This is a genomic window from Micromonospora sp. WMMD1102, assembly GCF_029626265.1.
Classification (GTDB): Bacteria; Actinomycetota; Actinomycetes; order Mycobacteriales; family Micromonosporaceae; genus Plantactinospora.
Genome location: NZ_JARUBN010000001.1, coordinates 7527364 through 7549288 on the forward strand (window position 1 = coordinate 7527364; position 21925 = coordinate 7549288).

The following is a 21925-nucleotide window of genomic DNA, read 5'->3' on the forward strand; positions in this document are numbered from 1 at the left end:
TCCTGCCGTACCGGGTCGGTTTCTGTCCGGCCCGGCCCTCCCGTGTCGGCGGATGGCGTCGGAAACGGGCCGGCGGCCGGGTCACCAGGACCCGGCCGCCGGCCGTACAGGCACTCGGTGCGCTGCGGTGCGAGGCGAATGGCTAACCTCCGCCGCCACCACCGTCAGGATTTTCCGGAGTGTCCGGACCGCCGCCGCCCGGACCACCGCCGCCTGGACCGCCGCCGCCCGGGCCACCACCGCCACCACAGATCAGCGGCGGCGGGTTCGGGCCCTGGCAGAGCGGGTTGTCGCCGGGGTTGCCGCCGCCGGGGTTGCCGCCGCCCGGGTTCGGCGGGACCGGCGGAGGCGTCGGCTTCTCCTTGCCGTTGCCGGCCTCCTTGTCGCCGATTTCCTTGGAGTCCGGCAGGGAGAGCGCCTCCTTGCCCTTGAGCACGTCGCTCATGTACTTCTGCCAGATCTCGGCCGGCAGCCCGCTACCACCGATGTTGTCGCCGCCCTTGGTCTTGATCTGCGGCGCCTTCGGGTCCTTGCTGCCGACCCAGACCGCGGTGGCGACCTGCGGGGTGTAGCCGACCATCCAGGCGTGCGCGTTGTCCTTGGTCTGGTTGTATTCCCAGGTGCCGGTCTTGCCGGCCTCCTCGCGGCCCTCGAGGTTGCCGTTGTTCGCCTTGGGAATGTTCTTCAGCACCGAGGTGACCTCGTCGGCCACGTCCTTCGGGATGCGCTGCTTCGGGTCGGCCTTGGCCCCGCCGATCTTCTTCCACTGACCGGTCTCCGGGTCCTGCTGCTCGATCAGCTCGATGAAGTGGGCCTTGTTGTAGACGCCGCCGTTGGCCAGCGTGGCCAGCCCGTTGGCGTGGTCGAGCACGGTGATCGGGTACTGCCCGTACGCCAACATGTTGAAGAACGGGTCCGGGGCCAGGTTCTCCGGCTTCTCCTTGGTCAGGTCGTGCCACTTCGGCGGGATGTCCCTGGTTTCCCACATGGTCCGGACGCCGGCCTGCCGGGCCATCGACAGCACCTTGTCCGCGCCGATCTTCTCCGTGATGTGGTAGAAGGGCACGTTGTAGGACTTGATCGTGGATTCCTTCAGCGTGCAGGCCTGGTCGCAGGTCTTCGTCACGTCCCGGCCGGCGTTCTGCACCTTGATCTTGGTGCCCTTGACCGTGAAGGGCCGGGCGTCCCAGATCGAGTCGATCGAGATGCCCTCGTTGATCGCCGCCGCCAGGGTGTAGACCTTGAAGCTCGAACCCGGCGGGTGGCCGCCGCTGAGCACACCGGCGGAGTCGGTGTTCAGGCCGGCGTAGTCGTAGTCCGCCCCGCTGTCACCGCCGTAGTAGGCGAGCACCTTGCCGGTCTTCGGCTCGACCGAGACCAGTGCGGCCATCAGGTTCTTGCGTTCGTCGTAGATCGGCGAGCCCTTCTTGCGCTGCGCCGCGTTCTCCGCTTCCGCCTGCATCTTCCAGTTGATCGTGGTCTTGATCTTGTAGCCGCCGTCCCGGAGCGCGGTGGAGCAGTCGACCTTGCCCGGTGGCGGCGCCCCCATCGTGCAGAGGCCACGCTCCGCCATCTCCGCCTTGACGTAGTTCACCACGTTGCCCCGCGGGGTCTTGACCCCGAAAGCCTCGTTGGCGCTCTTCCGCTTCTGCACCTTCGGATAGGTCTGCTTGGCCCGCTCCTCCGGGCTCAACCACTTCTTCTCGACCATGCCGTTGAGCACGTACTCCCAGCGGGCCTTGGCCTCCTCCGGGTTGTCCGCCGGGTCGAAGCCCTTGTGCCCGGTCGAGGTGTCCACCTGCGGCTGCTTGATCACCGCCGCCAGCACCGCGCCCTCGGACACGGTCAGCTTGGCGGCCGACTTGTTGAAGTAGGTCTGTGCGGCGATCTCGATGCCGTACGCGCCCCGGCCGAAGTAGATCGTGTTGAGGTAGTGCTGCATGATCTCGTTCTTGCTGAACTTCTCGTTCAGCTTGGAGGCGAGGATCGCCTCCTTGGCCTTGCGCTGGTAGCTGTCGTCCTGGAGGTTCTCGTACGCGTTCCGGGCGTACTGCTGGGTGATGGTCGAGGCACCCTGCTTGCTGCCCCCGGTGAAGTTGTTCCAGGCGGCCCGGGCGATGCCGACGTAGTCCACCCCGTCGTGCTCGTAGAACTTGCGGTCCTCGGCCGAGGCGACCGCCCGCTGGACGTAGTCCGGGATCTGCTTGATCGTGACGATCTGCCGAGCCTCTTCACCCAGCTTGGCGATCGGGTTCTTCCCGTCGGCGGCGTAGATGGTGGTCGCCAGCGGCAGCGGGAGCTGGTCGGGCATCGGGACGTTCGTCGAGTAGTAGGTCGCGGCGACCACGCCGCCGCCGGCCAGCATGATGAAGACGGCGAACGCGGCGATCAGCATGTTGACCCGCTTGCGCTTCTTGGCCCGCTTCTGCGCCGCCGGATCGAGGTCACCGCCGCCCCGGCGCCCGCGCCGGCCGCCGGGGCCGTCCGGGTCGTCCGGTCCGCCCGGACCGGCCGGCGAGACCGGTACGACGGCGCGGCCGACCCGGGCCCGACCGGCGGCACCGTTCGCGCCGCCGCCACTGACCGAGGCGGTGCCGACGCTGGCCCGACCGGCGGAGGCCCGGCCTGCGCCGTAACCGCCACCCGAGCCGGGTGCCTCGGGCACCGACGCGCTGCCGACACCTGCCCGGCCGCCGACCCGGGCCCGCCCGGGGGATGCCGAGCCGACCGAAGCCGAGCCGACCGAGGCCGAGCCGGAGGCGGGCGACACCGGTGCGGCCCAACCGCCGCCGCCGGAGTCCCGCCCCGGCGGCGTGGCCCGGCCGGCCGAGCCCCGGCCGCTGACGCTGGCCCGGGCCGACGTGCCGCCGGCCCGGCCGTTGTTGGCGGGCCAGCCGCCACGGTCGCCGTCGGACGAGCGGCGAGCGGCTCCCGGGTCGTCCCAGGACGGGCGCTGGTATGCATCGTCCGCTGGTCCGTGGTCGCCGTTCGCGCCCGGGTACTGGGCCCGACCGCGCGCGGAACTAGGATCGCCGTACGAGTTCATTCGTCACACCCTGCCGGTCGCGGTGATGGCCATGCGCGCCACCACCGGGTTGCCGTGAGTTGGAACACGCTTCACCCGGGATCGGTTATGCCGCTCCACGGATGATGCAACTTCAGGAAAAACCGGACTTATCCGGTTTCCTGGATAAGACTCGTCCCGCCGGCGGAGCAAGATCCCGTAGCCCGGGGAACGAGTCGAGGTCACCGGCGCGCCTCACGCCTTCGTCTGCCGGAGGTGCCCGTCGACGCGGCCACGGCCGCACCGGCGGCCGGCTCGGCGGCGCCGACACCCTCGTCGGCGGCGAGGCCGTCCCGGCCGAGCAGGAACTGCTCGACGAGATGGTTCCAGTCGCAGCCGCGGCACACCTCCACCACGTACACCTGGAACTCACGCAGGGTCATCGCCAGCACCGACAACTCCGCTCGGGTGCGGGCCTGACCGGCCGACTGCTTGAGTTCATCGCCGTAAATGTAGTGGACGTGGGTCAGATTTTCCCGCCGGCATACCGGACAGAGCGTCTCGGTCGGCTCGCCGTGGAATCGGGCGGCGTTCTTGAGGTAGGGCGAGGCGTCGCACACTTCGTACGTCCCCACCCGGCCCGAATGCACCTCACGCAGCACCGCTCGCTTCTGTAGCGAGTAGTCGACGACCTGGCGCTGCGAACGCATGGGCAGAAGAGTACTGGCTCCGGCCGGACGAGGCGACTCTCGTCACTGAATGTGATCAAGCCTGTGCCGTACGGGGGTTTGCCTCGTCGGCCCGGAGGGTCTACGGTGCGATGTATCGGGCCGATACATCGGTTCGGTGAACGGGTTCCCAACGGCGGGAAGCCGACGGGGTCCCACGGAGATGCGGAGAGGGGTGCTCGTGCTCGAGCTCGCCATCCTCGGTCTCCTGCAGGAGTCCCCGATGCACGGCTACGAGCTCCGCAAGGAACTCACCGCCAAGCTCGGGGCGATCCGGGCGGCGATCAGCTACGGCTCGCTCTATCCGACCCTGCGTCGGTTGCAGGCGGCCGGCTGGATCACCGAGGCGGCCGAGACACCGGCCGGCGCGGAGGAGATCCCGGCGCTGACCAGCCGCCGGGGACGGGTCGTCTACAAAATCACCGCGGAGGGCAAGGAACGGTTCGCCGAACTGATCGCCCAGACCGGTCCAGAGAGTTACGAGGACACCGGCTTCGGGGTCCACTTCGCGTTCTTCGCCCGTACCGACCGTGCGACCCGGCTCCGGATCCTGGAGGGTCGGCGCCGCAAGGTGGAGGAGCGACGCGAGGGGCTGCGTGACGTGTTGAGCCGGGCGGCCGAGCGGCTCGACGCGTACACGCTCGAACTTCAGCGTCACGGACTCGACGCCTGTGAGCGAGAGGTCCGCTGGTTGGAGGAGCTCATCGCCAACGAGCGCTCCGGCCGGACCCCGGATGGGTCCACCCCGGGCACCGCCCCGGGATCGTCAGAAGAGAACATCCCGCCTCCGCCTGGGCAGTCCAGGAACGAGTCGGAGCGGCCGTGATGAACACAAAGGAGGCAAACGCGATGGGCTCCGTCCGCGTCGCCATCGTCGGTGTGGGTAACTGCGCCTCGTCCCTGGTCCAGGGCGTCGAGTACTACCGCAATGCCGACCCCAACGACCGCGTCCCGGGTCTCATGCACGTCACCTTCGGCGACTACCACGTATCGGACGTGGAGTTCGTCGCGGCGTTCGATGTCGACGCCAAGAAGGTGGGCATGGACCTCGCGGAGGCGATCGTCGCCAGCGAGAACAACACCATCAAGCTCTGCGACGTACCGCCGACCGGCGTGCTCGTGCAGCGCGGCCCGACCCTGGACGGGCTGGGGCAGTACTACCGGGAAATCGTCGAGGAGTCCGACCGCGAGCCGGCCGACGTCGTCGCCGCGCTGCGCGAGGCCCGGGTCGACGTGGTGGTCTGCTACCTGCCGGTCGGTTCCGAGGACGCGGCGAAGTTCTACGCCACCGCCGCGATCGAGGCGGGCTGTGCCTTCGTGAACGCGCTGCCGGTGTTCATCGCCTCCGACCCGGCCTGGGCGCAGAAGTTCACCGACGCCGGGCTGCCGATCGTCGGCGACGACATCAAGAGCCAGGTCGGCGCGACCATCGTGCACCGGGCGCTGGCCAAGCTCTTCGAGGACCGGGGGGTCGAGCTGCTGCGCACGTACCAGCTCAACTTCGGCGGCAACATGGACTTCATGAACATGCTGGAGCGCAGCCGCCTGGTCTCGAAGAAGATCTCGAAGACCCAGTCGGTCACCTCGCAGATCCCGCACGAGATCAACAAGGGTGACGTGCACATCGGGCCGTCGGACCACGTGCCGTGGCTGGACGACCGCAAGTGGGCGTACATCCGGCTGGAGGGGCGCTCGTTCGGCGACGTACCGCTGAACGCCGAACTCAAGCTCGAGGTCTGGGACTCGCCCAACTCGGCCGGGGTCATCATCGACGCCGTCCGGGCCGCGAAGATCGCCCTGGACCGGGGCGTCGGCGGACCGATCCTCTCCGCGTCGAGCTACTTCATGAAGTCGCCGCCGGAGCAGTACGCCGACCACGACGCCCACCAGGCCGTCGAGAACTTCATCGCCGGCACCATCGAGCGCTGAGCCCGCGACACCTGCGCCAAGCGGGGTCGGACCGGAGACGGTCCGACCCCGCTTCCGTGTTGTCCGCCCGAACCGCTTGTCCTATTACCCCGGGGGGGTATATTCGTTCCCGAGGGGGTGATCTGTCGTGCAGCACGACCACCAGCAGCACGGCCAGCACGAGCATGGCGAGCCCGGCGGGCATGGCGGGCCCGGCGGGCATGGCGGGCCCGGCGGGCATGACAAGCACGCCGGGCACGATCCGGAGGTGTTCCGGCGCAAGTTCTGGCTGAGCCTGGCCCTGACCGTGCCGATCGTCGCCACCAGCCAGATGGTGATGGACTGGTTCGGCTACTCGCTCGACTTCCCCGGCATGTCGCTGGTCGGGCCGGTACTCGGCTCGGTGGTCTTCCTCTACGGCGGCTGGCCGTTCCTGGTCGGCGGAGTGCACGAGCTGCGCGGCCGTACGCCGGGGATGATGCTGCTGATCTCGATGGCCATCACGGTGGCGTACGTCGCCTCGCTCGCCACCAGCCTCGGCGCCTTCGATCTCGACTTCTGGTGGGAGCTGGCCGCCCTGGTCACCATCATGCTGCTCGGGCACTGGCAGGAGATGAAGGCGATCGGGCAGGCCCGGGGTGCCCTCGCCGCCCTGGCCGCACTCCTGCCGGACGAGGCCGAACGGGTCGACGGCGAGGGTGGCGTACACCTGGTCTCCCTGACCGAGCTGCGGATCGGCGACGTGGTGCTGGTCCGCCCCGGCGCCCGGGTGCCGGCCGACGGCCAGGTGGTGGCCGGCACCGCCGAGCTGGACGAGTCGATGGTCACCGGCGAGTCCCGACCGGTCTCCCGGACCGCCGGCGACCGGGTGGTGGCCGGCACCGTGGCGACCGACTCCGCCATCCGGGTCCGGATCGAGGCCGTCGGCGACGACACCGCACTGGCCGGCATTCAGCGGTTGGTGAGCCAGGCGCAGCAGTCCAGCGGCCGCGCCCAGCTGCTCGCCGACCGGTTCGCCGCCTGGCTCTTCTACGTCGCCACCGCCACCGCGGCGGTCACCTTCGTGGTCTGGTCCGCGCTCGGCGACGTCGACGAGGCGGTGGTGCGTACCGTCACGGTGCTGGTGATCGCCTGCCCGCACGCGCTCGGCCTGGCGATCCCGCTGGTCATCGCCCTCTCCACCGCCGTCGCCGCCAAGGCCGGAATCCTGGTCAAGGACCGCCTGGCGCTGGAGCGGATGCGCACCGTGGACACCGTGCTGTTCGACAAGACCGGCACCCTCACCCGGGGTGCGCACACCGTCACCGCCGTCGCCGCCGACCCGGAACAGCGTGCCGGCGGCCCGCAGCACCGTGCCGCCGACCCGGAACACCGTGCCGATGGCCGGGGCGGACCGGCCGACGCCGAGGACGAGGTACTCCGGCTCGCCGGTGCCGTCGAGGCGGAGAGCGAGCATCCGCTCGCCCGGGCCATCGTCGCGGCTGCCGCCGGCCGCGGCGGCGCGGCGACCGCCACCGGTTTCCGGTCGCTCACCGGCCGGGGCGTACGGGCCACCGTCGACGGGCGGGACCTCGCCGTCGGCGGGCCGGCGCTGCTGCGCGAGCTGTCCGCCCGGCCCGGCGCCGACCTCGACCGGATCACCGGGGACTGGTCCGCGCGCGGCGCAGCCGTCCTCTATCTGGTACGCCTCGACGACGCCGGACCGCGCGTGCTCGGCGCGCTGGCCCTGGAGGACGAGGTACGCCCCGAGGCCGCCGAGGCACTCACCGAGTTGCGGGCCGAGGGGGTACGCCGGATCGCCATGATCACCGGCGATGCCCGGCCGGTCGCCGAGACCGTCGCCGCGAAGCTCGGTTTCCGGCCGGGGGTGGACGAGGTCTTCGCCGAGGTGCTTCCGGCCGACAAGGACGACAAGGTGACCGACCTCCAGCACCGGGGTGCCACGGTGGCGATGGTCGGTGACGGGGTCAACGACGCTCCGGCACTGGCCCGGGCCAACGTCGGGATCGCGATCGGGGCCGGCACGGACGTGGCGATCGAGTCCGCCGGGGTGGTACTCGCCTCCTCCGACCCGCGCGGGGTCACCGGCGTCATCCGGCTGTCCCGGGCCTCGTACCGGAAGATGTTGCAGAACCTGGCCTGGGCCGCCGGTTACAACGTGGTGGCGCTGCCGCTCGCCGCCGGGGTGCTCGCCTGGGCCGGGGTCGCGTTGAGCCCGGCGGTCGGCGCGGTACTCATGTCCGGCTCGACCATCGTGGTGGCGCTGAACGCCCAACTCCTCCGCCGGGTGCGGCTGGCCCCACAGGAACGCTGAGTCCGCCGCCGGTGCGGCTGGCCCCGCAGGGCGCTGGGCTCGCCGCCGGGTGTCCGCACGACGGCTGGTTCAACAGGGGTGGCTGGCTTGCGGCGGCAGCAGCAGCAGCGGCCGGCTGACGACGGCCGGCGGGCGGCGGACGGTTGGCGCAGCAGTCCGGCTCCCCCGGCCCGGGTCAGCCAGTCCTGGACGCGGGCCCGTCAGGCCCAGGCGCGCTCGAAGGCGATGCGTGCCTCCAGCTCCAGCAGCTGCCGCTTCCGGGGCAGGCCGCCGCCGAAGCCGACCAGCTTGCCGCCGGCCCCGACGATCCGGTGACAGGGCACGATCACCGGTATCGGGTTCCGGTTGCAGGCCACCCCGACCGCCCGGGCCGCCCCGGGGTCGCCGACCGCCGCCGCCAACTGGCCGTAGGTGCGCGTCTCGCCGTACGGGATCTTCGACATCTCGGTCCAGACCGCCCGCTCGAACTCCGAGCCCCGGCGTACCGAGAGCGGCAGGGCGAACTCCGTCAACTCCCCGGCGAAGTACGCCCGGAACTGCCCGACCGCCGCCCGCAGCCCGGCGGCGGCCGGTGCGGTGGTGGCTGGGGCGGTGGTGGCTGGGGCGGTGGCCCAGGGCAGTGCGGCGGCGGGCAGCGCCCCCTCCACCGGCCCGAAGTGCACGCCACAGACGCCGACGTCGTCGATCCCGACGGCAAGCACCCCGATCGGGGAGTCGAACTCGGTCCAGCGCATCCGACCATTCTCCACCCGCGCGTGCGCGGCGCCGGGGCCCGCCCGGCCGCGCCTCGCAAAGTTTCTCGGCACCTGCTAAGTTTCTATGGCATGTGCAGGGTTTCATTGTGATCCGCGCCGAGCCGAGCGGTGACGACCTGGTCCGGATGCTGGCGACCCTGGCCAACCCGCACCGGATCCGGGTCGTCGCGGCACTGGTCCACGGACGCAACTACGTGAGCCAACTGGCCCGCGACCTCGGCATCAGTCGGGCACTGCTCCAGGTGCACCTGCGGAAGCTGGAGACAGCCGGCCTGGTCTCGGCCCACCTGGAGATCTCCGAGGACGGGAAGGCGATGAAGTTCTACGAGGTCAACCGCTTCGACGTACAGCTGACTCCGGACACCGTGGCGGCGGCGGCCCGGACACTGCCGCCGCCGGAGCAGGACGGCCCGGATGCTCCGAACGATCCGGATGCTTCGGAAGCTCCGGACAGCGAGAAGGGATCACGGGGATGAATGGAAACGACTGGGCGGGCATGAGCGACGACGTGAACGAGGTGGTCGGCGCGATCGGCCTCTTCGTCCTGATCATCGTCGTGGTCACCACCGTCATCGTCCAGGTCTTCCGGACCAGGCGAGCGAGGATGGCGGCCAACCGCGCCGGCGAGTACGAGGCGCTCGCCCAGACGGCGGTGCAGAGCCAGCAGAACACCGAGCGGCAGTTGGCGGAGGTCGGCTCCCGGCTGGCCGCGATGGAGGCCCGGATGGTCTCCCTCGAACGCGTCCTCAAGGACGTCGAGTAGCCGGTACGCCCGAGGTTGGCCGGGACGCCCGAGCTGCTGGTGACCCGGGCCGGGGACGGCCGGCCGCCGGCCCTGGGCCGTCGAGCGCCAACTCGACGGCCCAGGAGGAAGAAGCACCACCTCGCCCGAGGGCGAGTTCTCAGCGCAACGCTCCTTCGACCGAAAGGACAGCACTTCATGCTGCCCGGAAGCAAACCACCCGCGCCCGGCGCCCCGTCCGGGACATCCGGCCGACGCGCGCCGCGCCGTACCGCCGTCGTACTGGCCGGTCTCGCCACGTCCCTCGCCCTGACCGTGCCGCCCGCGACAGCCGGACCGGCCGCCGGACCGGCCGGGTTGCCGTCCGGCGCGCCGGGCCAGGTCGTCGAGTGGCATCCGTGCCCCGACGACAGCACCGCCGAGTGTGGCACCCTCGCCGTACCGGTCGACTGGAAGCGTCCCGACGGGCCGAGGTTCCAGCTGTCCCTGGCCCGGCGTACCGCCACCGACCCGGCGACCCGGATCGGGACGCTCTTCTTCGGTCCGGGCGGCCCCGGGGACTCCGGCGTCGACCGGATCGTCGAGGGGGCCGGCCGATTCGGCTCCGAGCTTCGCAGCCGGTTCGACATCGTCAGCTTCGACCCCCGCGGAGTGGGCCGGAGCAACCCGGTGCGCTGCTCGACCGAGCTGCTGGTCCGGCGCCCGGCACCCGTGCTGACCAGTCAGCAGGACTTCGACGCCACGGTGGCGTACAACCGGCGGCTCCGGGCGGACTGCCGGGCCAGGACCGGGCCGCTCTTCGACCACGTCGACACGTCGAGTACGGCCCGGGACGTGGACGCCGTACGGGCCGCCCTCGGCGAGTCGACGCTGACCTTCCACGGCAGCTCGTACGGCACCCTGCTGGGCCAGCGCTACGCCGAACTCTTCCCGCACCGGATCCGGGCGATGGTGTTGGAGAGCGTCCTCGACCACAGTGTCGGCACCCGGGACTTCCTGAACGCGCAGACCTCCGCCGCGCAGGACTCGTTCGACGCCTTCGTGGACTGGTGCGACCGCACCGAGGGCTGCGCCCTGCACGGGCGGGACGTCCGGACGATCTGGGCGGATCTGCTCGGCCTGGCCGGACGTGGCGAGGTACCGGACCCGGACGACCCCTCGGCGACGCTCACCCCGTACGCCCTGAGCGGTTTCCTCGCCCCGCGCGCTCTCTACGAGCCGCATGACGCCGAACTGGCCGAGACCATCGCCGGGCTGGCCGGGCTGGTCCCGGCCGGCCCGGCGGGGGCGGCGCTGCCGGGGTGGCGGGGCGAGTCGACCGGGACGGGGTCGGCAACCGAGACCGACCCGCAGGCGATCTTCTGCCAGGACTGGGAGCTGCCGATCCGGAACTACCGGGAGTACGCCGCCCGGCTGCGGGAGATGGCCCGGATCGGGACCGACCTGCCCTACCCACGGGCGCTGGCCGGGGTGGAGGCCTGCCTCGGCGCGCCGAGGGTGGAGCATCCGCAGCACCGGTTGCGGGTCCGCGTCGACCACCCGATCCTGCTGCTCAACGCGGTACACGATCCGGTCACCGGTTACGACTGGGCCACCAGCGTTGCCCGGCAACTCGGCCGGTACGGCGTACTGCTCAGCTACGAAGGCGCCGGGCACGGCGTCTACACCGCAACGGAGTGCACCCGGGGGACGGTGGACCGCTACCTGGTCGACCTGGTCGTACCACCCCGAGGCGCCAGCTGCCCCGCAGCCCACCACGCCGCGTTCCCGGCACGCTGACCTTCGCCGACCAACGTCGCACACCGCGGGGCAGTCGCCCTGCTCACCTGGACACCAGAGGCGTAACCGTCCGTCGGTAACGCCTCTGGTGTCCAGGTCTGTGCCGTGCCCGCCGTCGGCGGTGGCGAGACAGGGGTGAGGTTCGTTCAGTTATTCGGGTCACAGTCTGACCGTTCGGTTAGTTACTGACCGATCGGTCAGGGCACGCTGGGGCGCGGAGGTGACGGTGATGGCACGCGGCAGGACCCGCGCCGAGATCCTGGCCGTGGCGGCCCGGCAGTTCGCGCACGCGGGATTCAAGGGCACTTCCCTGCACGACATCGCGGTCGAGATCGGCTGCTCCAAGGCCACCCTGCTCTACCACTTCGACAGCAAGGAGGCGATCCTGCTCGCCCTGGTCGCCCCGGCCGCCGGCGAGCTGGTCGCCCTCGACACCCGCCTCGCCGCGCTGGACGACGACGCCGCCCGGGAAGCCGCCATCGACGGCTTCGTCGACCTGGTGGTGACGTACCGGCGCGAGGTCGCACTGATCTACCACGACCTGCCGTACCTGCTCGACCACCCTGCCTTCGCCGACCTGCAACCGGCGACCGGCCGGCTGGTCGCGGCCTTCGCCGGCCGCTCGACCGACCCGGCCGACGAGATCGCCGCGCACGTCCTGCTCGCCGGGATCACCGCGATCGTCATCGACCACCCCGACGACGACGCGGGTGAACTCCGCTCCGCACTGGTCAGGGTCGCCCGCCGCGCCCTTCACCCCCACCTCCGGACCACCACCACACCAGACACCCCGATCCGACCGACGACCAAGGAAGCGAACGACACATGGCGACTGTCCTCTACCGACTAGGCCGGGCCTCGTTCCGGCGCCGCCGGCTCGTGGTGATCCTCTGGCTCGTCCTACTGGCCGCGCTCGGCGGGGCCGCAGCGGCGTTCATGGGCCCGACCTCGAGCAACTTCACCATCCCCGGCACCGAGTCGCAGCGCGCCATCGACGCGCTCAAGCAGGAGTTCCCGGAGGCGAGCGGAGCCACCGGCACCATCGTGGTCGCCGCCCCCGAGGGCCAGCAGCTCGGCACGCCGGAACGCCAGGCGGCAGTGGCCGAGCTGGTACGCGAGGCGAACGGTCTGCCCGGCGTGGTCGGCGCGCTCGACCCGTTCACCACCGGGGCGCTCTCCCAGGACGGCCGGCACGCGCTGGTGCAGGTCCAGTTCGCCGACCGGGCCGACGATGTCACCGACGCCCAGCGCGAGGCGTACGAGCGCAGCGGCTCGGCAGCGACGGCGGCCGGGCTGCGGGTCGAACACGGCGGCGAGGTGATGTCCAGCGTGCCCGAGGTGGGCGGCACCGAGGCGATCGGCGTGGTGGTCGCCCTGGTCGTACTGGTCGTGACGCTGGGTTCGCTGGTCGCGGCCGGGATGACGATGCTCAACGCGCTGATCGGGGTCGGCGCCGGAATGGCCGGCCTCTACGCGCTCAGCAGCGTCGTCGAGCTGACCAGCACCGCGCCGGTACTCGCCCTGATGCTCGGCCTCGCGGTCGGGATCGACTACTCGCTCTTCATCACCTCCCGCTACCGGCAGAACCTGCTGGAAGGGCTGGAACCGGAGGAGGCGGCGGGACGGGCGATCGGCACGGCCGGCTCGGCGGTGCTCTTCGCCGGGGTGACCGTGGTCATCGCACTCGCCGGGCTGGCGGTGGTGAACATCCCGTTCCTGACCATCATGGGTCTGGCTGCCGCCGGGACCGTCGCGGTCGCCGTACTCGTGGCGTTGACGCTGCTTCCCGCGCTGCTCGGCTTCGCCGGCCGGCGCATCCTGCCGCGCCGGCTGCGGCGCGCCGCGCCCGCTGCGGCGTCGGCCGCTGCCACCGAATCTGGCGCCGCCACCGGAACGGGCGCCGGCGCCGAGGGGTTCGGGTTCCGCTGGGCCCGGCTGGTCATCCGGCTGCGGGTACCGCTGATCCTGGTCGCCGTGCTCGGCCTCGGCGCGCTGGCACTGCCGGCCGCCGACATGCGGGTCGCGCTGCCGGACCACGGCACCGCCCCGCACGGTACGCCGCAGCGCGAGGCCGCCGACCTGATCACCGAGGGGTTCGGGCCGGGCTTCAACAACCGGCTCGCGCTCGTGGTCTCCAGCGACTCGCCGGAGCGGACCGGCACGGTCGCCCAGGAGGTGACCGGCATGCTCCAGGGCACCGAGAACCTGCTCGCGGTAAGCCCGCCGAACCTGAGCCGGGACCGGCTGACCGCCGTGCTGGCGGTGATCCCGACGACCGGTCCGACCGACCCGGCGACCGAGACCCTGGTACACCAGGTACGCGAGAAGGTCGCCCCGATCGACGGGCTCGCCGACACCGAGGTGGCGTTGACCGGTCAGACGGCGATCGGGATCGACGTCTCGGAGAAGCTCGCCGACGCGATGCCGTGGTACCTGCTGCTCGTGGTGGGTCTGTCGGTACTGCTGCTGATGCTGGTGTTCCGGTCCGTGCTGGTCCCGTTGAAGGCGGCGCTGGGCTTCCTGCTCACCGTCGGCGCCACGTTCGGGCTCACCGTACTCGTCTTCCAGCAGGGCCACCTCAGTGCGCTGGTCGGCCTGGACACCCCGGGTCCGCTGGTCAGCTTCCTGCCGATCCTGCTGATTGGCATCCTGTTCGGCCTGGCCATGGACTACGAGGTGTTCCTGGTCTCCCGGATGCGGGAGGACTTCGTGCACGGTGACACCCCGACCCAGGCCACCATCAACGGGATGGGGCACGGTGCCCGGGTGGTCACCGCCGCCGCGCTCATCATGACCTCGGTCTTCGCCGGCTTCATCCTGCTCGACGACCCGGTGATCAAGTCGATGGGCTTCGCCCTCGCCGTCGGGGTGGCCATCGACGCCTTCGTGGTCCGGATGACAATCGTGCCGGCGGTGATCTCGCTGCTCGGCCGCAGTGCCTGGTGGTTGCCGGGCTGGCTGTCGAAGGTCCTGCCGAACGTCGACATCGAGGGCGAGCGGCTGCGCCACCACCTCGCCACCGAGACCGAGTCCGAGCGGGTTCCGGCCGGGGTCTGAACCCTCGGCCGCGCCGTGGGCTGTCACCACCCCGCCGAGGGGTGGTGACAGCCCACGGCCCGTTCCGGCGCCCGGCCGGCACAGGCCCGGGTCAGGATCAGGGACGGAATGCCAGTACGCGCTCGGCGTGCCGGGCCGCGATGCCGCGCATGAAATCGCGGTCGGGGAAGTCGCCGTCGAGCAGCCGCAGCGGACCGGCGACCAGCGACAGGTGCTGGGCGAGCTGGTAGAACCGGAGTCGCCGCTCGTCGAGGCCGTCGACGGCCAGCGGGGAGTAGTGCTCGCCAAACCGGAGCCGCAGGAAGACGTGCTCCCACTCCACGTCGAAGAACATCAGCCCCTCGATGTCGATCAGCACCGGCTCGCTGTCGGCGTCGACCAGTACGTGGTCCGGGCCGAGTTCCCCGTGTACCAACCCGTACGTCGTACGCGGCGCGATCCCGGCGGAGAGGCCGGACAGCAGTTCGGTCAGCCGTACCCGGTCGCCGGCGATCCGCCCGTCCCGGCGGGCGGCCTCGGCGAGGTCGGCCAGCGCCCGGTCCCGTACCACCTCGACCGCCGACGGCTGCGGAGCCGACGCGCCCGACACCGAAGCCGACGCGCCCGACACCGGAGTTGACGCGTCGGCCGTCCGGTCGGTCCCGTCCGTCGGCCGGGCCAGCGTGGCCACCTTGCCGAGCCGGGTGCCCCGGCAGTCGCGCATCGCCGCCAGCAGCTCGGCCAGCCGGGCCAGGGTGCCGGCCGCCCGCACCGGGTCGGCCGCCAACCGCTGCTCCAGGTTCGGCCCCGGCACGTCCTCCACCAACGCCACGTCGGCCGGGTAACGGCTCCGGCTCCGGTCGAGCAGCAGGACCTCCGGGGTACGGACTCCGGCCGCCGCGAGTATGGCGTCGGCCGCCTCGAACAGCTCGCTGCCGGACGCGTCCCCGAACACGTCCCGGGCCGGGTCGTCGGCACGGCCGGCGGTATCGGACGGATCGTCACCGGCCGGCCGGCGCCGCTCGGGCCAGTAGTTCTCGTCGGGGCTCCAGACGTACGCGACCACCGTCGAGCGGTCGTCGAGGCCGAGCCGGTAGACGCCCTTCTTCGTGCCGCCGCGCAGCCGGGTCAGCCCCTCGATCCGCCGGTCGGTGCCGAGACCGTCCCGGACCAAAGCCGCCAGCCACGCCCGGTCGGCGAACCGCCGATCCATCTCTCCCCCGTCCGTCGCCCCGTCCTGGCCGGTCGCCTCGCCCGCCGCCCAACCCTGTGCCTGGCCGCGGCTCGGCGCACGTCCGGCGACTGTACCGACGGCCGATGGTGATGCCGCTCGCCGACAAGTCTTCGGCAAGGAGGCAAACTTCTCCCGGTCAGCGGCGTCTAGGACAGCGGGAGGTGTGCCGTGGGTCGGGCGTCCGAGCGGGAATTCACCGCGTTCGTGCACGAGCGGGGCGATGTGCTGCTCCGCGTCGCCCAGGCACTCGCCGGTGACCGCTACGCCGCCGAGGACCTGTTGCAGAACGCGCTGGCGAAGGCGTACGCCCGGTGGCCCCGGATCCGGGGTGACGCGGAGCCGTACGTCCGGCAGATCCTCTACCACGACCAGGTCTCGGCCTGGCGGCGGCGCGGCCGGCGGGCCGAGGTGCCGCACGCCGAGGTGCCGGAACCCCCGGCCGCCGACACCCAGCACGACCACGAGACGGCGGTCCGGATGATGCTCCGGGACGCGCTGATGATGTTGCCGCCAAGGCAGCGGGCGGTACTGGTGCTGCGCTATCTGGAGGACCAGACGGTCGAGCAGACCGCCGCCGCACTCGGCTGCCGCCCTGGCACCGTGGCCAGCCAGGCGTCCCGGGCACTGGGCAAACTCCGTGAACTCGTGCCGGAGTTCGCGGATCTGACCGAGCGGGCGGAGGCCCTGCGATGAGTGAGCGCGCGAATCGGCTGCTGCGGGAGGCCGTACACGAGTTGGCCGGTAGTCCCCACCAGCCGCCGGACTTCGCGTCCGCCGCCATCGCACAGGGGCGGCGGATCCGCCGGCGCCGGCAGACGATGGCGGCGGCAGCGGCGGTGGTGGCGATCGGCGCGATCGTGGCGCCGTACGTCTGGCTCCGGCCCGATCCGCGGCCACCGCTGGCGGTCGGCGGGCCACCGGCGGCGACCGCTCCGGTCGCGACCGCCACCGGCTCGCCGACACCCCGGCCGACCCCCGGCCAGGACTGGTCGCACAACCCCGTCGAGTTGCCCGGCGGCGCACTGCTGCTGACCGCCGGCTCGACCGGGGCGGCCGGCCCGACCTGGGTGTACGACCCGGCCAACCGTCGCTACGTCAGCCTGCCGGCGACCTACACGGCGGTTCGGGCCAGCCCGCACCGGACGGTCGCGGCGGTGCGCCGGACGGACCGTCCGACGGACGTGGGGCTCTACGACCTGGCGACCGGCAAGCCGCGCTGGTTCAGGGCCGGCGGAACTGTCCTGGCGTTCGACTGGTCGCCGGACGGGGGACGGCTGCTGATCACCCTCCAGGACCGCAAGACCGGGATGTACTCGATCGGGCTGCTGACTCCCGACAACGGCTCGTTCCAGCGCTACCCGGTCAAGACGCGTGACCTGGGCGGCTGCGTCCAGGCATGCCAGTTCACCTGGCTGCCGAGCGGCAAGGAGGTGGCGCTGCCGCTGGCCGGCCCGGTGTTCGACCTTTCCGGGGAAAACCCGCCGGCCGCAAAATCCGGCCTGCAACTCTTCGCGGTCGACGACGGCGTGCCGACCCGGTTCCTGCCGGTCCGGGGCGACATCCTCAGTTCGGCCGCGTGGTCTCCGGACGGCTCGATGGTGGTGGTCTCCGTACTGTCGCCGGGCTCGGGTGGCGCGGTGTCGGGGGCCGAGAGTGGCGCGATACCGCGGGCGTCGGATGCCGCGGGCCGCAGGGGCGAGGCGCAGACGGCGGCACAGCTCGTCTCGACGGACACCGGAAAGGTGCTCCGGCAACTGCCGAGCGCCGACGTCGCCTGGGTCGGGCCCGCCCGACTGCTCTATCTGGACGGTACGGGTCAGCCTGGCAGGCTGGTCGCACTGCTCGTCGACCCGGCCGGGGCCGAGCACGAGCGGGTCGAGCTTCCCGCCGAGCTGATGCGGAGCGACGAGTTCACGGTCGCGGTCAGGTGATTCTCGGGTAACGATCCGGTACGCAGGGCCCGGATACCGGATGGATCCGCACCCACGGCCGACGCCGAACGGCTAATGTCGCACGGACGTCCGGCCGGGGTGGGTACGGTGACCAGGCCCCGATCCGCTGCCCACCGGCCGGCGTCCGAACCGGAACCGGACCACACCACAGTGGACGTCCGGCTTCCTGCGGCCGCCGCCCGGCATCGGCCCAGAGCCAGGTGGTCGCGTTCAGCGGACGTCCAGGTTGCCCGGGGCGGTTACCTTGCAAGTCGTGGCAGCGGGGACTCTGATCTTCCTCATCATCGGCGGCGCCGGAGTCGCGGTGCTGGTGCTCGCCCTGCTCGGCACGGAGTTGGCGCACATCGGCAACCCGGACGTCGACGGCCCGATCAGCCTGGAGGCGATCGCCGCGTTCGCCGGCGTACTCGGATTCGGCGGGGCCATCGCCAACGAGCTGCTCGGTGGCCGTACCGTCAGCCAGGTCGTCGCCGCTGCCGGGCTGGGCGCGCTGGCGGCGGTCCCGGCCGGCTGGCTCGCGGCCCGGCTCTCCCGGGCAGCCCGGAACATGCGCACCGACGCCACGCCGACCCGCAACGACCTGGTCGGAGCACTCGGCGTGGTGGTCACCCCGATCCCCGGCACCGGCTACGGCGAGGTGCGGGTCCGGGTCGCCGGCCAGCCGGTGAAGCTCAACGCCAGGGCCGAGCGGCCGATCGCGCTCGGCGCACAGATCTTCGTCGTCGAGGCACTGACCGAGACCAGCGTCCTCGTCGAAACCTTCTGACCCACCAACCCACTCCCACGCACGACCGAACCCACCCACGCGCGCGTGGGTGGCCGACCGCACACGCCAACCCCCTCACCGAACGGACGCCTGTCATGCTGATCCTCGTCGCCATCGGCGGAGCAGTACTCCTGGCCTTCATCCTCGTCCTCTTCGTGCTTTCCCGGATCAAGGTCGCCGGGCCGAACGAGGCGTTCATCGTCACCGGCCGCAAGGGCCGTACGACACAGAGCGCCGACGGTAGCCGGTCCACCGACATGTCCGGCCAGAAGGTCGTACTCGGCGCCTCGGTCTTCGTCCTGCCGGTGGTGCAGAAGCTCCAGTCGCTCGACCTGTCCAGCCGGCGGATCGACGTCAGCATCAAGGGCGCGGTGAGCAAGCAGGGCATCCGGGCCGAGTTGCACGGGGTGGCGATCGTCAAGGTCGGCGGCACCGAGGACGCGATCCGGGCGGCGGCGCAGCGGTTCCTGCACCAGCAGGACGAGATCGAGAGCTTCACCCGGGAGGTACTGGCCGGTGCGCTCCGCTCGATCGTCGGCCGCCTCACCGTCGAGGAGGTCATCCGGGACCGGGCGGCCTTCGCCAGCGCGGTCGCCGAGGAGGCCGAGCACTCGATGACCAACCAGGGTCTGGTGCTGGACACCTTCCAGCTCCAGGACATCCTGGCCGAGGGCTCCTACCTGCAGGACCTGGGCCGGCCGGAGGCCGCCCGGGTGCTCAAGGACGCCGCCATCGCCGAGGCGCGGGCCCGGCAGGTCGCCGAGACGGAGCGGCTGCTCGCCGAGGAGAAGATCGCCGAGGCGAACCGGAACCTGGCGCTGAAGCAGGCCGGCATCCAGGCCGAGATCGACGCCGCCAAGGCGAAGTCCGCCGCCGCCGGGCCGCTGGCCCAGGCCGAGCGGGACCAGGCGATCCTGACCGAGCAGCAGAAGGTCGCCGAGCGCAATGCCGAGCTGAAGCAGCGGCAGCTCGACACCGAGGTCCGCAAGCCGGCCGACGCGGCCCGGTACAAGGTGGAGCAGGAGGCCGAGGCGTCCCGCAACGCGGCGGTGCTGGCCGCCGACGCCGAGCGGCAGGCCACCATTGCCGCCGCCCAGGCTGCCGCCGAGCAGGCCCGGTTGACCGGTGAGGGCGAGCGGGCCCGCCGGGCGGCGCTGGCCGAGGCGAACGCGATCGAGGGTGCCAAGGAGGGTGAGGCCGAGCAGCGCCGTCGTACCGCGATCGCCGAGGCGGTCGAGCGGGAGGGCCAGGCGGACGCGGCGGCGATCCTCGCCCGGGGCAAGGCCGAGGCCGAGGCGATGTCCCGCAAGGCCGAGGCTTTCTCGGCGTACGGTGAGGCGGCCGTGCTCGACCTGCTGGTCAAGGTGCTCCCGCAGGTGGTCGAGGCGGCGAGTGCGCCGGTCGGCGCGATCGACAAGATCACTGTCATCTCCACTGACGGCGCCTCCTCGCTCACCAAGTCGGTGGCGGCGAACGTGGCCCAGGGGCTCCAGCTCGGCAGCGACCTGACCGGGGTCGACCTGACCGGGCTGCTCGCCCGGCTCGGCACGGCCCGCAGCGGTGGTGACCAGGTCGTCGACGGCACGCTTACCAACGGCGGCAAGGCGGTCGAGCCGAAGAGCTGACGGCGGTACCTTCCACCTGCGGCCCGGCCCCGGAGTTGCCGCTCCGGCGCCGGGCCGCCTGGCGTCCCGGCAGCCATGCCCGCCGGGGCGGGAACGCGGCCGTCGACCCGGCTCGGACTCCCTACCGGGTCCGCTCGTACGAGGTGGTGGAGACCAGGGACCGCTGGTCGAGCGAGTCGCCCGCGCAGACGTAGTCCGACGGGGCGGTCGAGGCGGTGTAGGGCCGCCACGGTCCGGGCGTACCGGCACCGACCCGGAGCCGCACCTCGGCGGCGGAACGCACGTCCCGCAGTTCGATCCGGTCGCCGACCAGCGCGTAGCGGTAGTCGACCCGCCCCCGCAGTTCGAGCACCACCTCCCGACCGCCGTAACTGCTGGCGAAGGCGGTGCCGGTGCCGTAGTCGGCGATCCCGACGCCGTCGGCGCTGAGCGAGAGGGTCGAGCCGGTGCCGCCGGTGAAGCTCAGCCGTCCCACCCCGGGCACGTCGACGTCCTCCCGGTGCGAGACGACTCGCCAGCGGCCGGACAGACAGTCGGCGGGGACCGGTCCGTCGCCGCCCGGCCTGCTCGCCGCCGGGGAGGTGCCGTCGGTACCGGTCGAGCCGGTCGAGCCGGCGCCGGTCGGGTCCGACGCGCCGGCCTGCCGGAGTACGAGTACGAGCACCGTCGCGACGACGAGGGCCAGCAACGTCGACGCCAGCGCCACCATCGGCACCAGGAAGGAGCGGTCGCCCGGCCGACCCGAGACGGCCACGGTCACCTCCCCGCCGGTCGTACACCGGATAGCACGGTATCGAACGTTGTCGGGCCGGCGAACCGTCCGTTCCGGCATTGACATCCCGATTGGCTGTAACAGAAGCTGTTACAGCCAATCCGAGGAGGCGATGCGGCACGATGGCGGCGAACAGTCGGCTCACGATCGCGGTCCACGCGCTGACCTGGCTGGCGCTCTCCGAGCGGCGTGGCCGAGCGGTGCTCACCTCCGACCAGGTCGCGGCGAGCGTGCGGACCAACCCGGTGGTCATCCGGCGCAGTCTCGGCCACCTCCGACAGGCGGGTCTGGTCACCGTCCGGCACGGGGCCGGCGCGGGCTGGCGGCTGGCCCGCCCGCCGGACGAGATCACCCTGCTCGACGTCTACGCCGCTGTCGAGCGGGAGCCACTCTTCGCCCTGCATCCCAGCGAGCCGAACCAGGAGTGCCCGGTCGGCCGGGGCATCCGACCGGCCCTCGGACGGTTCTACGGCGACGTCGACCGGGCGCTGCGCCGGGAACTCGCGGGCACGTCGATCGCCGAGGTACTGGACGAGACGCTGGGAGCGGAACAGGAATGAGCGAGCTACGCCACCCGGTCGTCGAACTGCGGCAGTACACCCTGCACAGCGGCGGGCGTGACGCGCTCGTCGACCTCTTCGACCGCGAGTTCGTCGAGACGCAGGAAGCGGCCGGGATGGCGGTCGTCGGGCAGTTCCACGACCTGGCCGACCCGGACCGCTTCGTCTGGCTCCGCGGGTTCCCCGACATGCCCCGCCGGGCCGCCGCACTGCACGAGTTCTACGGCGGCCCGGTCTGGCGGCGGCACCGGGAGCAGGCCAACGCCACCATGGTCGACTCCGACGACGTGCTCCTGCTCCGACCGCTCGACGGACGGTTCGGCTTTCCTGCGCCGGCCGTACGCCCGCCGGTCGGTCACCGGGACCGGCCGGCGACGCGGTTCACGGCGACGCTCTGCCACCGGACAGGGCCGGTCGACAGGTCGTTCGTCGACCTCTTCCACCGGCGGATCCGTCCGCTGCTCGTCGAGACCGGCGCCGCAGCCGTCGCCTGCCTGTCGACCGAGTACGCCGAGAACACCTTCCCGGCACTGCCGGTACGCACCGGGGAGCACGTCGTCTGCTGGCTCAGCCGGTTCGCCGACGCCGGCCAGCTCGACGACCACATCCGGCACCTGGACCGGTCGCGCCGATGGCGGGACGAGGTACTGCCCGAGCTGTCCGGCACGCTGCGCACGCCACCGCGACTGCTGCGGCTGGCCCCGACGGCCCGCTCGGCACTGCGCTGACCCAGCGGCGCCGGGACACCGC

19 protein-coding genes are annotated in these 21925 nt (G+C 71.9%); 14 read left to right on the top strand and 5 right to left on the bottom strand.

The features are described from left to right. Positions 1–142: 142 nt before the first annotated feature. Together O7626_RS34180 and O7626_RS34185 are read right to left on the bottom strand one after the other, a co-directional pair. The gene (locus tag O7626_RS34180) at positions 143–3046 is read right to left on the bottom strand and encodes a transglycosylase domain-containing protein (RefSeq protein WP_278065112.1); all 2904 of its coding nucleotides are present in this window, start codon (positions 3044–3046) and stop codon (positions 143–145) included. Positions 3047–3246: 200 nt separating this feature from the next. After that, the gene (locus tag O7626_RS34185; protein WP_278065113.1) at positions 3247–3714 is read right to left on the bottom strand and encodes a DUF5318 domain-containing protein; all 468 of its coding nucleotides are present in this window, start codon (positions 3712–3714) and stop codon (positions 3247–3249) included. A gap of 199 nt (positions 3715–3913) precedes the next feature. On the opposite strand from O7626_RS34185, the gene O7626_RS34190 reads away from it, so the two are divergent. The 3 genes from O7626_RS34190 to O7626_RS34200 all read left to right on the top strand — a co-directional run bounded on the left by O7626_RS34190 (position 3914) and on the right by O7626_RS34200 (position 7954). After that, complete coding sequence (locus O7626_RS34190; protein WP_278066445.1) at positions 3914–4558, top strand: PadR family transcriptional regulator; 645 nt, start codon at positions 3914–3916, stop codon at positions 4556–4558. A 23-nt stretch (positions 4559–4581) separates the two neighbouring features. After that, positions 4582–5661, top strand: coding sequence for an inositol-3-phosphate synthase (locus O7626_RS34195; protein ID WP_278065114.1), 1080 nt, complete (start codon positions 4582–4584; stop codon positions 5659–5661). Positions 5662–5788: 127 nt separating this feature from the next. Beyond that, complete coding sequence (locus O7626_RS34200; RefSeq protein WP_278065115.1) at positions 5789–7954, top strand: heavy metal translocating P-type ATPase; 2166 nt, start codon at positions 5789–5791, stop codon at positions 7952–7954. Positions 7955–8154: 200 nt separating this feature from the next. Here the strand turns inward: O7626_RS34200 and O7626_RS34205 are convergent, their stop codons facing one another. Further along, complete coding sequence (locus tag O7626_RS34205) at positions 8155–8688, bottom strand: methylated-DNA--[protein]-cysteine S-methyltransferase (RefSeq protein WP_278065116.1); 534 nt, start codon at positions 8686–8688, stop codon at positions 8155–8157. A 146-nt stretch (positions 8689–8834) separates the two neighbouring features. Here O7626_RS34205 and O7626_RS34210 point away from each other — a divergent pair, with 146 nt between their 5' ends. From O7626_RS34210 to O7626_RS34230, 5 genes are all read left to right on the top strand, one after another. After that, positions 8835–9185 carry a winged helix-turn-helix domain-containing protein gene (locus O7626_RS34210; RefSeq protein WP_278066446.1) on the top strand — a complete coding sequence of 117 codons (351 nt, stop codon included), beginning with the start codon at positions 8835–8837 and terminating at the stop codon, positions 9183–9185. After that, positions 9182–9472, top strand: a complete 291-nt coding sequence (locus tag O7626_RS34215) for a hypothetical protein (RefSeq protein WP_278065117.1) — start codon at positions 9182–9184, stop codon at positions 9470–9472. The genes O7626_RS34210 and O7626_RS34215 overlap by 4 nt, the downstream gene beginning before the upstream one ends. A gap of 177 nt (positions 9473–9649) precedes the next feature. Then, the gene (locus tag O7626_RS34220; protein ID WP_278065118.1) at positions 9650–11230 is read left to right on the top strand and encodes an alpha/beta hydrolase; all 1581 of its coding nucleotides are present in this window, start codon (positions 9650–9652) and stop codon (positions 11228–11230) included. A gap of 229 nt (positions 11231–11459) precedes the next feature. Then, on the top strand, positions 11460–12080 hold the full coding sequence (locus O7626_RS34225; RefSeq protein WP_278065119.1) for a TetR/AcrR family transcriptional regulator: 621 nt from the start codon (positions 11460–11462) through the stop codon (positions 12078–12080). Further along, positions 12056–14287 (top strand): MMPL family transporter, encoded by a 2232-nt coding sequence (locus O7626_RS34230; protein ID WP_278065120.1) that lies wholly within the window; start codon positions 12056–12058, stop codon positions 14285–14287. Before O7626_RS34225 ends, O7626_RS34230 begins: the two co-directional genes overlap by 25 nt. A 97-nt stretch (positions 14288–14384) precedes the next feature. Here the strand turns inward: O7626_RS34230 and O7626_RS34235 are convergent, their stop codons facing one another. Next, a complete protein-coding gene (locus O7626_RS34235) occupies positions 14385–15479 on the bottom strand; it encodes a phosphotransferase (protein WP_278065121.1) in 1095 nt (364 codons plus the stop codon). Positions 15480–15668: 189 nt separating this feature from the next. Here O7626_RS34235 and O7626_RS34240 point away from each other — a divergent pair, with 189 nt between their 5' ends. The 4 genes from O7626_RS34240 to O7626_RS34255 all read left to right on the top strand — a co-directional run bounded on the left by O7626_RS34240 (position 15669) and on the right by O7626_RS34255 (position 19843). After that, the gene (locus O7626_RS34240; protein ID WP_278065122.1) at positions 15669–16193 is read left to right on the top strand and encodes a SigE family RNA polymerase sigma factor; all 525 of its coding nucleotides are present in this window, start codon (positions 15669–15671) and stop codon (positions 16191–16193) included. Beyond that, positions 16190–17431, top strand: coding sequence for a hypothetical protein (locus tag O7626_RS34245; protein ID WP_278065123.1), 1242 nt, complete (start codon positions 16190–16192; stop codon positions 17429–17431). Before O7626_RS34240 ends, O7626_RS34245 begins: the two co-directional genes overlap by 4 nt. Before the next feature lie 265 nt (positions 17432–17696). Then, entirely contained in the window at positions 17697–18218 is a 522-nt protein-coding gene (locus O7626_RS34250; RefSeq protein WP_278065124.1) for a hypothetical protein, read from the top strand. A 95-nt stretch (positions 18219–18313) separates the two neighbouring features. Next, entirely contained in the window at positions 18314–19843 is a 1530-nt protein-coding gene (locus O7626_RS34255) for an SPFH domain-containing protein (RefSeq protein ID WP_278065125.1), read from the top strand. Positions 19844–19964: 121 nt separating this feature from the next. Here the strand turns inward: O7626_RS34255 and O7626_RS34260 are convergent, their stop codons facing one another. Beyond that, positions 19965–20597 carry a hypothetical protein gene (locus tag O7626_RS34260; RefSeq protein ID WP_278065126.1) on the bottom strand — a complete coding sequence of 211 codons (633 nt, stop codon included), beginning with the start codon at positions 20595–20597 and terminating at the stop codon, positions 19965–19967. Between the two features lie 140 nt (positions 20598–20737). Between O7626_RS34260 and O7626_RS34265 the strand changes: the two genes are divergently transcribed. Together O7626_RS34265 and O7626_RS34270 are read left to right on the top strand one after the other, a co-directional pair. After that, the gene (locus O7626_RS34265) at positions 20738–21175 is read left to right on the top strand and encodes an Rrf2 family transcriptional regulator (RefSeq protein ID WP_278065127.1); all 438 of its coding nucleotides are present in this window, start codon (positions 20738–20740) and stop codon (positions 21173–21175) included. Beyond that, positions 21172–21903, top strand: coding sequence for an NIPSNAP family protein (locus O7626_RS34270; RefSeq protein ID WP_278065128.1), 732 nt, complete (start codon positions 21172–21174; stop codon positions 21901–21903). Before O7626_RS34265 ends, O7626_RS34270 begins: the two co-directional genes overlap by 4 nt. Positions 21904–21925 lie beyond the last annotated feature (22 nt).